Below are 2,039 nucleotides of genomic sequence, written 5' to 3'. Positions count from 1 at the left end.
CAAAAGCAAGGTTTTCGGGGGATAACGAAAAAAAGGGGCACCCGAAGGCACCCCTTTTCAAGATCGTAAAAGCTCGATGGCTCAGAGCAGCGAAAGGTTGCTGGCGCTGGCGCGGCCGTCACGGCCGGTTTCCATGTCGAAGCTGATCTTCTGGTCGTCGGCGAGGCCGGTCAGGCCGGCGCGCTCGACGGCGCTGATGTGAACGAAAACGTCCTTGCCACCCTCATCGGGTGCAATAAAGCCGAAGCCTTTGGTGGTGTTGAACCATTTGACAGTGCCGGTGGCCATATCTGTCTCTCCTAGTTTAGTGTGCCGCCCGCGGTAGTGCGGCGGCCTGGCGTCGGTAGCGGATCGGTCGTGACGCCTTTTAAAGGGAGACAGTGGACGTAGATGCGTAGCGGTCGCAAAGGCCATATGACATGTTGCAGAGATTCGAGCAAGGGGCAGTGCGTTCACCTCGGCTTAACATTGCCGACAGTGATTTGGCCTGGATCAGGGCGTTCTGCGGAACTGGGTCGCCGGGATTGGCCGTTAAGGCGTGGAAGGGTCTGCCCATCGCAAGGAAGTGCAGGCCGGGCCAAAGCCCGGCCAGAAAGCCCAAAAACCCGCCCGCGTTAGCGCACGAATTTCTTGTACTTCACCCGCTTGGGCTCCAGTGCATCCGGGCCCAGACGGCGGGCCTTGTCTTCCTCGTAGGCTTCAAAGTTGCCCTCGAACCATTCCACATGCGCGTCACCCTCAAAGGCAAGGATGTGGGTGCACAGGCGGTCAAGGAAGAAGCGGTCGTGCGAGATGATCACAGCACACCCGGCGAAATCTTCCAGAGCGTCTTCGAGCGCGCGCAGGGTTTCAACGTCAAGGTCGTTGGTTGGTTCGTCGAGCAGCAGCACGTTTCCGCCTGATTTCAACAGCTTGGCCATGTGGACCCGGTTGCGTTCACCGCCCGAGAGCTGGCCGACCTTCTTTTGCTGATCGCCGCCTTTGAAGTTGAACGCCGAGCAATAGGCGCGGCTGTTCATCTGCGCGTCCCCAAGGTCAATCACCTCCGCACCGCCGGAGATTTCTTCCCAAACGGTGACATCGGATGCCAGCGCATCGCGCGATTGGTCAACATAGCTCAGCTCCACCGTATCGCCGTATTCCACCGAGCCGTTATCCGGTTTTTCCTGTCCGGTAAGCATCCGGAAAAGCGTGGATTTACCGGCGCCGTTGGGACCGATCACGCCGACGATGCCACCGGGGGGCAGTGAGAAGGCGAGGTCTTCGATCAGGAGCTTGTCTTCATAGGCTTTTTGCAGCCCTTCAACCTCGATCACCTTGGAGCCAAGGCGTGGGCCGTTGGGGATAACGATCTGGGCGCGGCTGATTTTTTCGCGCTCGGACTGGCCTGCAAGCTCTTCATAGGCGTTGATCCGGGCCTTTTGCTTGGCTTGGCGGGCCTTTGCCCCGGCGCGGATCCATTCAAGCTCCCGGTCGAGGGTTTTCTGGCGGGATTTGTCGTCGCGGCCTTCCTGCTCAAGCCGCTTGGCTTTTTGCTCCAACCATGCCGAATAGTTGCCCTCGTAGGGGATGCCACGGCCACGGTCGAGCTCGAGGATCCAGCCGGTGATATCGTCAAGGAAATAACGGTCGTGGGTGACGATCAGGATGGTGCCTTTATAGTCGATCAGGTGCTGCTGGAGCCAGGCGATCGTTTCGGCATCGAGGTGGTTGGTTGGTTCGTCGAGCAGCAGCATATCGGGCGCTTCGAGCAGCAGTTTGCACAGCGCCACGCGGCGGCGTTCCCCGCCCGAAAGGTTCTCTGGCATGGCCTCATCGGGCGGGCAGCGCAGCGCTTCCATCGCCACGTCGATCTGGCTGTCGAGGTCCCACAGGTTCTGGCTGTCGATCTCGTCTTGCAGGGTTGCCATTTCGTCGGCGGTTTCGTCCGAGTAGTTCATCGCCAGCTCGTTGTAACGGTCGAGAATGCCCTTCTTTTCGGCCACTCCTTCCATAACGTTTTCACGCACGGTTTTGCTTTCGTCGAGCTGCGGCTCCTG

Annotated in this window: 2 protein-coding genes; both read right to left on the bottom strand. The window is 59.5% G+C overall.

The window, feature by feature from the left end; all coding sequences use genetic code 11:
- Nucleotides 1-81 precede the first annotated feature (81 nt).
- Nucleotides 82-288, bottom strand: coding sequence for a cold-shock protein (locus P1U55_RS11730; protein ID WP_301047779.1), 207 nt, complete (start codon nucleotides 286-288; stop codon nucleotides 82-84).
- 326 nt (nucleotides 289-614) lie between these two features.
- A partial coding sequence (ettA, locus tag P1U55_RS11725; RefSeq protein ID WP_301047777.1) for an energy-dependent translational throttle protein EttA occupies nucleotides 615-2,039 on the bottom strand: 1,425 nt, incomplete at its 5' end.

Origin of the sequence: Vannielia sp. (assembly GCF_029212645.1) — a bacterium.
Classification (GTDB): domain Bacteria; phylum Pseudomonadota; class Alphaproteobacteria; order Rhodobacterales; family Rhodobacteraceae; genus Vannielia.
Note: the sequence above shows the minus strand (reverse complement) of the source record. Positions and strands in the feature narration are given on the sequence as shown.